The sequence below is a fragment of the Mycobacterium sp. genome, assembly GCF_049585075.1.
GTDB lineage: Bacteria > Actinomycetota > Actinomycetes > Mycobacteriales > Mycobacteriaceae > Mycobacterium.
Genome location: NZ_JBAUZA010000259.1, coordinates 1 through 8,328 on the forward strand (window position 1 = coordinate 1; position 8,328 = coordinate 8,328).

Genomic DNA, 8,328 nt, shown 5'->3' on the forward strand with positions numbered 1-8,328 from the left:
CTCCGGTTCTGCCTGCGGATCGGCAGCTTGCGTCACCGAAGCCGGTATCGCACCGGACAATAGCCCCGCCTGCTCCTTGGCGATCTCGTCGGCCGTCTGGGTCTTCTGGTGCTCGTGCAGATCCTGCACCTCGTCGCGGTGCTCGATCGCGTACACGATCAGCTGCTCGACGTTGTAAAGGTTGGCGTCGCGGACCGCCTGCAGCTGAATCGGCGGCAGGTCGAAGTCATACTCGACGCGGTTCTTGATCCGCACGGCCATCATCGAATCCAGGCCGAGCTCGATCAGCGGCACCTCCCAGGGCAGGTCCTCGGGCTCGTATCCCATCGCCATCGACACGATGGAGGCCAGCCGCTCGCCGACGGTCTCACCGGAATCCGGTGACCAACGGGCTAAAGCGCCCACTTGACGCGCAGTCAGGCTGTCGGTCACGGCGCCGGCCGCTTCGGACTCGTCGGCTGCCGGCTCGGCAACCGGTGTCTCCGTCGCAGTCACCGTCTGCGCGATCGCGGCACCGGCACCAACGGCCGTCGGTAACACTGAGGCTTGACCGGCCCGCGATACCAGCGCGTCGTAGACCAGCGTGAAGGATTCGTCGATGCGGGCATGAATTTGAACCGCTGCCCCGCCGGGGTGGCGAGTCAGCGTGGTGACCAGTCGGGCGTTCTCGGCTGGCACTGCCCGCTGCTCGGACGCGACGAGCTGGGCATCCGGAAGCACTTGTGCCGCAGCGGCTTTCACCAACGCCGCCAGGTCAGTTGCCTCGCGCGGCGCATACTCCCACACGTGCCGGCCATCGGGCATTGCCACGTGGGTGCCGGGCATCAGCACCGACCCGTCACCGGAGAAGTGCGCGTTGAGCCAGTGTTCCTTGCGGCGGAACCGGGTCGGCGGGATGTTCGCAAAATCCTCAGGTCCTAGAGCCTGCCCCGCGGGCGCAAATAACGTGCGGATGTCGAGGTCGTGCCCGTACACGAACAGCTGCGCCATCGCCGACGTCATCGCCTCGATGTCATCCTGCTTGCGAGCCAGCGTCGGGATCAGCTGCGCGTCAGGCAATCCCGCGGCCGCGGTGGTCAGACCGATCTGCATCAACGCGACCGGGTTGGGCGCGAGCTCCAGGAAGGTGGTGTAACCGCTGTCGACGGCGTTGCGGACGCCGTGGGTGAAGTAGACCGAATGCCGCATGCCCTTGACCCAGTACGCGACATCGTGGATCGGGTCGCCACCAGGCTTGATGTAGGTGCCCTCGTGCACGGTGGAGAAGATGCCGGCGGTCGGGCGCAGCGGCGAAATGCCCTGCAGCTCTGCGGAAAACTCGCCGAGCAGCGGATCCATCTGCGAGGTGTGCCCGGCGCCCTTGGTCTGAAGCTTGCGGGCGAAGCGGCCCTCGGCTTCGCAGCGGGCGACGATCGCGTCGATCTGCTCGGGCGGGCCGCCGATCACCGTCTGACTAGGCGCGGCGTAGACGCACACCTCCAGACCGGGGAAATCACCGAACACGGTCTTCAGTTCTTCGGCGGAGTACTCGACGAGCGCCATCAGCCGGATGTATTCGCCGAACAGCATCGCCTCGCCCTCACCCATCAGATGCGAGCGCGAGCAGATCACTCGGGTGGCGTCGGCCAGTGACAACCCGCCGGAGAAGTAGGCCGAGGCCGGCTCGCCCAGCGACTGGCCAACGACCGCAGCGGGTTTGGCCCCGTGATGCTTGAGCAGCTCACCCAGGGCGATCTGGATCGCGAAGATGACCACGTTGCTGGTTTCGATGCCGTACTCGTGCGAGTCGTCGAGGATCAGCTCGAGCACCGAGTAGCCGCGCTCATCCTGGATCAGCGCGTCGACCTTCTCGATCCACTCGGCGAAGACCTCGTTGCGCAGATACAGGCTCTTGCCCATCTTGCGGTGCTGCGCACCGAAACCGGCCATCGCCCACACCGGGCCGCTGGTCACCGGCCCGTCGGTGCTGAAAACGTTCGGCTTCTGCTTACCGTCGGCGATCGCGCGCAAGCCCTTGATGGCTTCGTCGTGGTCGTGGGCCAGCACCACGGCACGGGAGCGGCCGTGGTTACGCCGCGACAGCGACCGGCCGATCGACTCCAACGACGACGCTTGGCCCTCCGGGGTTTCCATCCAGTCGGCCAGTTCCGCGGCGGCGATCTTCTTGCGTGACGTCAAAAACGCCGACACCGCCAGCGGAACAACAGGAACCGGAACCTCTTCGGCGGCAAGCTCTTCAAGTGCGATCTCTTTGAGCCGCAATGCTTCTTCGGTGATGCCGGGCAGTTCGGGTTCTTCCTCGACGCTCGGCGCAGTGGTGCCGTCCTCCCCGGCATCCAAGAACTCGCCGTACTCGTCGAAGCGCATCCCGCCGACGTACTCGCCCGGCAGCTGCTCTGCGGTCTTGTTGTCGACTTCCGGCTGCGGTTCGGGTTCCCGCTCGACGACGTCGCGCGGCAGCACCTCACGCAACACCACATGCGCGTTGGCGCCACCGAAGCCGAAGCTCGACACACCCGCGACCGCATACCCGCCGTAGCGCGGCCAGTCCGCGACTGTGTCCAGCACCCGCAGATGCGATGCGTCGAAGTCGATGTAGGGGTTGGGTCCCGCGTAGTTGATCGACGGCGGCAGCTTGTCGTGCTGAAGCGCGAGCACCATTTTCACCAGGCTGGCCGCGCCGGCCGCCGACTCCATGTGTCCGACATTGGTTTTCACCGCGCCGAGCAGGACCGGCTTGTCGGCCGGACGTCCACGGCCGATCACCCTGCCGAGCGCCTGAGCCTCGATCGGGTCACCGAGCACCGTGCCGGTGCCGTGAGCTTCGACGTAGTCGATGGTGCGGGGGTTGATGCCGGCGTCCTTGTAGGCCCGGCGCAACACGTCGGCCTGCGCGTCCGGATTGGGAGCGATCAGACCGTTGGACCGGCCGTCGTGGTTGACCGCGCTGCCGGCGATCACGGCCAGGATCTGGTCGCCGTCGCGGCGCGCGTCGTCGACCCGCTTGAGCACCAGCATCGCGCCGCCCTCGGAACGGGTGTAGCCGTCGGCGTCCGACGAGAACGATTTGATCCGGCCATCGGGCGAGAGCACCTGGCCGATCTCGTCGAAACCGAGCGTCACCGCAGGGGTGATCAACGCGTTGACGCCACCGGCGACAGCCATGTCGCACTCGCCGCTACGCAGCGCCTGCACCGCCTGATGGGTGGCAACCAGCGAGCTCGAGCAGGCGGTATCGACCGCGACCGACGGGCCGTGGAAGTCGTAGAAGTACGAAACCCGGTTGGCCACAATCGAACTCGCCGTTCCGGTGATCGCATAGGGGTGGGCGACGGTCGGATCCGACATCGCCAAGAAGCTGTAGTCGTTGACCGAGGTGCCGACGTAGACGCCGACAGATTCGCCGCGCATGCTGGACGCCGGGATGCGCGCGTGCTCGAGCGCCTCCCAGGTCAGCTCCAGCGCCATCCGCTGCTGCGGGTCGATGTTGTCTGCTTCGGTCTTGGACAGCGCGAAGAACTCGGAGTCGAAGCCCTTGATGTCTTTCAGGTAGCCGCCGCGGGTGCGGGCCTTGGTGATGCGCTCGGCCAGCCGCGGCTCTTCCATGAATTCCGACCAACGGCCCTCGGGCAGATCGGTGATCGCGTCGCGACCTTCCAGCAGCGCCTGCCAGGTCTGCTCGGGGGTATCCATGTCGCCCGGCAACCGGGTGGCCAGGCCCACTACCGCGATGTCGACCCGCTCGATCGGCCCGCTGCGCGTCCAGTCGGTGTCGTCGACTGCCGCGTCGTCCTCGAAGGGGTCGCCCTCGACGATCCAGGTGGCCAGCGATTCGATGGTCGGATGCTCGAAGGCGGCCGCGATCGATACCGTGACCCCGGTGCGGTCCTCGATGTCGGCGGCCATCGCCACCGCATCGCGCGACGACAGACCCAATTCGACCATCGGCGTGGCTTCGTCGATGCCGTCGGGTGACTGCCCGACCGCGTTGCCGATCCAGTTGCGCAGCCACTGCCGCACCTCGGCGACCGTCATGTCCGTGCGCGCGGGTTTACCGGCGGGCTCAGCGGCGTCGGCCTCGGAAGATGGTTGGGAATCGGTGTCTAAGTCAGTCATATTCGCTGTCAGTCAGCCTCGTCGGGGAATGAGTTCGGGGATGCGGTGCCTCGGCGCAGGCTGCCGTCCAGGTAGGCGGTGCGGCAGGCGCGGCGCCCGATCTTGCCGCTGGAGGTCCGGGGGATCGACCCGGACGACACCAGCAGCACGTCGCGCACGGTCACCCCGTGCCGGACGGCGATCGCCGTGCGGATGTCGTCGGCGATCGGCTGGTGGTCGAGCTTGTGCGTACCGGTGGCCCGCTCGCTGACGATCACCAGCTGCTCGGAGGTGTCATCGGGGTCGTATTTCAGGCCGGCGTGCGGGTTGTCGAACACCTCGGCGGGTAGCTGGTTCAGCGGCACCGAGAAGGCGGCCACGTATCCGGTTCGCAACGCCCGGCTGGATTCCTGCGCCGAGTACTCCAGGTCCTGCGGGTAGTGGTTGCGGCCGTCGACGATGACGAGGTCCTTCACCCGGCCAGTGATGTACAGGTCGCCCTCGTGGTAGGTGCCGTAGTCGCCGGTGCGCACCCACAGCCCGTCATCGGGGGCCCCGTCGGCGTGCGACGGGTCGGTGCGCGACTTGAGGATGTTTTTAAAAGTCTCGGTGGTCTCTTCGTCCCGGTTCCAATAGCCGGCGCCCATGTTGTTGCCGTGCAGCCACACCTCGCCGATCTGGCCGTCCGGCAGCTCGCTGGCGGTCTCGGGGTCGACGATGGTCGTCCACTGGTCGACGCCGATCCTGCCGGCGGAGGCTTGCGCAACACCGTTCTCCGCGTCGGCGGCCACCTCGACGAACCGCTTCTTGTTCAGCGCTTCCCGGTCGACGTGCACGATCTTGGGCTTGTCCGCCATCGGGGTGGTCGAGACGAACAGCGTCGCCTCGGCCAGACCGTAGGACGGCTTGACCGCCTTCTCCTGGAACCCGTAGGGCCCGAACGCTTCGTTGAACTTGCGGATCGACGACGCCGACACCGGCTCGCTGCCGTTGAGGATCGCCTTGACGTTGCTCAGGTCCAGCGGCGGCTCACCCTCTTTGGGCAGCCCACGTAGTGCAGCGTGTTCGAAGGCGAAGTTGGGTGCGGCGGAGATAGTCCCGCCGGTGTCGCCGTCCTTGCGGGCGAGCTCGCGGATCCACCGGCCGGGCCGGCGCACGAAAGCAGCGGGCGTCATGAAGGTGAAGTGGTAGCCGACCACCGTCGACAACAAGGTGGTGATCAGGCCCATGTCATGGAAGAAGGGCAGCCAGCTCACACCCCGGTCACCTTCCACGCCCTCTATCGCATTGATCACCTGGACCACGTTGGTCGGCAGGTTCAGATGGGTGATCTGGACGCCGGTCGGGGTGCGGGTGGAGCCGGAGGTGTACTGCAAGTAGGCAATGGTGTCATGCTCGGCCGGCACGATCTCCCAGGTGGAGGCGACCTCTGCGGGCACCGCGTCGACGGCGATGACACGTGGCCGCTGCTTGGCCGGGCGGCTGCGAAAGAACTTGCGCACCCCCTCGGCGGAATCACTGGTGGTCAAGATCGCCGACGGGGTGCAGTCGTCGAGCACCGCATGCAGACGGCCGACGTGGCCCGGCTCGGACGGGTCGAACAGCGGCACCGCGATCCGCCCGGCGTACAGGGTGCCGAAGAACGCGACGAGGTAGTCCAGGTTCTGCGGGCACAAGATGGCGACGCGATCGCCCGGTTGGGTGACCTGCTGCAGCCGAGCACCCACGGCCCGGTTGCGGCGGCCGAACTCCGCCCATGAAATGTCGCGGGCGACACCGTCGCGTTCAGTGGAGAAGTCGAGGAACGTGTAGGCCAGACTGTCGCCACGCACCCGCGCCCACTTCTCGACGTGACGAACCAGGTCGGTGTTCTCCGGAAACCTGATCTTGCCGTCCACGATGAACGGGTTGTGGTAGGCCACGCCACTCTCCTGTCACACAGTTCTAGGTCGGTTCACATCTATATGGGCTGCACCGACGGCTCGGGGTCGGCCAGCGGAACTTCGCACGTTCGCCCGCTCTGCAATCCGCGACGCATCGACGCGTTAGGCCGACCACAGCTGTTCTTAAATTCCTCTTAATGTTAGTGGCCGGTGCGCCGCGAACCAAATCCGAAGGTACCGCTTGACGCAACTGTGACCACCACAGCCGGGCCGTGTCGTAAGGCCCGTTACCCGTGTTTCGGGTGTGGCGCGTTCTGGACCTCGTCGTGCGCCCAATTCAATGTCCATTCGGTGGCCGGCTGCCCATCCACACTCCAGAACTGGGTGGTCGCATACAGCGCGTGAACCGGCTGGCCCGCGCCGCCGGCCAGCACATCCAGCGTCTTGGGCAAGTTGGCCAGGCTGAACGCGTCCTGCGGCGCGGAGCAGATCAGGTCACCGGCCCCGCAGATCTCGTTGGTCTTGCTGCCCAGCGTGCCGAAGCCGCCCGGCCGCGGGCCGGTCATCGTCAACCCGAGTCCGGATAACACCGGCACCTCCTGCAGGGTGATCTCCGCGCCCTCGCCCGGCGGATTGGGTCCGAGCTCCTGACCCACCCCCTGCTGGCGACGGCCGTCAGCGATCAACGTCACACCGAGCACCAGGTCGTCGTCGACGGGTCCACGGCCGTTTCCGACGTCGCTGGCGATGTCGCCGGCGATCACCGCCCCCTGCGAGAAGCCGACCAGCACATAGCTGGTCAACGGGCACTTGGCGTTCATGTCGGTCATTGCCTTGACCGCGGCGCGGGTGCCCTCGGCCCGGCTGTCGTTGTAGGACATCTGGGTGTCGCCGCTCAGCGGGTTGTGGAACTGCGCGGTGTAGGGGACGGTGTACGTCTCGACCCGGCTGGAGTTGAACTGCTGGCTGATCGGCCGGGTGACGTTGAGCAACAACGCCTTCGGGAAATCGACCGGGTTGAGCGGATTGTCCTGCAGCGACGACTCCCAGGTGCCGGGCACCGCGATCAGCTGCACGTCGGGGCAGCTGGCATCCTGGAAGGCCGGCCGCGGCTTGTGGGGGCGGGCCGCGCTGCTGGTCGGCGGGACGATGCTGGGCGGCACCGCGCTCGGTGGGTTCTTGGGTTGCCGCAGGATGGTGACCACCGCGTAGATGACCAGCGCCACCACCAGCGCCGTCGCGCAGGCAGCGATCAACGCCAGCGTGCGGTGGCGCTTGCGCCGAGAATTACGCCGGGAATTAACAGCCATGGTCTCCTGCTAGCAGCATCATTCGGTCGCACAGGCGACTCATTCGATAGCGGCAGCCTCAAATTGGCTGCTGCACTTCTATCACGGTACCGGGTTGCGGCACCGGCTCCGGTTCGCCGGCCCGCCAGCAAAGGCGGGTGGGCGACCTAGCGGATCGCGCCGACGATGTCGCCCGACATTGCGCCCAACTGGGCGCCCCACGAGCCCCAGTCGTTGCTGCCGCCGGTGGGGAAGTCGAAGTGGCCGTTGTGGCCGCCACTGTTGCGGTACTGCTGGTAGAAGAACCGGCTGTTACCCATCGCCTCGCCCGCTTGGCCGATCATCGCGGCGGCATCGCCGCCCATGTTCGTCGGGCTCCAAACCCAGACCCGCGAGTTGTTCTGCGCGAGCAGCCCGGCGTGCACCCACGGGTCGTGCCACTTCCACCGACCCAGCTGCGGGGCTCCCCACATGCCGTTGCCGTCGACGCCGCCGAATTGCTGCATACCGGCCAGGATCGCGCCATTTGTGGTGGTGTTCGACGGGTACAGGAAGCCGGACAGCGAACCGGCGAAGCCGTACCGGTCGGGGTGGAAGCAGGACAGGGCCATCGCCGCGTAGCCACCCTGCGATGCGCCGACCACCCCGTGGCCACCCGGAGCCAGCCCCTTGTTGGCGGCCAGCCAGTCCGGTAACTCCTGCGACAGGAACGTCTCCCACTGCTTACTACCGTCCTGCTCCCAGTTGGTGTACATGCTGAACGCGCCGCCGGCCGGGGCCGCCACCGAGATGCCCTTACCGGCCAGCGTGTTCATCGCGTTACCGGCGGTCACCCAGTTGCTGACATCGGGCGCGGCATTGAACGCATCCAACAGAACAACCATATGCGGTCCGCCGCCCAGGAAGGCCACCGGGATGTCGCGACCCATCGCCCCCGACGGCACCATCAGTGTCTCGTAACCTGCGGCGCGGGCCGACCCAGTGTGGACCGCGCCTGCGATCCCGAGTGTCAGCACGGCGGAGCAGAGCAGCCGTAGCAGCATGGACAGACTCCTCATAAT

4 protein-coding genes are annotated in these 8,328 nt (G+C 66.7%); all 4 read right to left on the minus strand.

Translation table 11 applies throughout. The annotated features are described in order from the left end of the window. Positions 1-4,035 (minus strand): polyketide synthase Pks13 (pks13, locus tag WB785_RS12235; RefSeq protein WP_424079475.1); only part of this gene is annotated, 4,035 nt, incomplete at its 3' end. A gap of 89 nt (positions 4,036-4,124) precedes the next feature. Further along, positions 4,125-6,017, minus strand: coding sequence for a long-chain-fatty-acid--AMP ligase FadD32 (gene fadD32 / locus WB785_RS12240; RefSeq protein WP_424079472.1), 1,893 nt, complete (start codon positions 6,015-6,017; stop codon positions 4,125-4,127). 248 nt (positions 6,018-6,265) lie between these two features. After that, positions 6,266-7,288 carry a cutinase family protein gene (locus WB785_RS12245; protein WP_424079473.1) on the minus strand — a complete coding sequence of 341 codons (1,023 nt, stop codon included), beginning with the start codon at positions 7,286-7,288 and terminating at the stop codon, positions 6,266-6,268. A 146-nt stretch (positions 7,289-7,434) separates the two neighbouring features. Then, positions 7,435-8,325 carry an alpha/beta hydrolase-fold protein gene (locus tag WB785_RS12250; RefSeq protein ID WP_424079477.1) on the minus strand — a complete coding sequence of 297 codons (891 nt, stop codon included), beginning with the start codon at positions 8,323-8,325 and terminating at the stop codon, positions 7,435-7,437. Positions 8,326-8,328: the final 3 nt, after the last annotated feature.

Coding starts and splice junctions, on each gene's coding strand:
- WB785_RS12250 (WP_424079477.1), bottom strand. CDS start 8,325: ATGAGGAGTCTGTCCATGCTGCTACGGCTGCTCTGCTCCGCCGTGCTG.
- WB785_RS12245 (WP_424079473.1), bottom strand. CDS start 7,288: ATGGCTGTTAATTCCCGGCGTAATTCTCGGCGCAAGCGCCACCGCACG.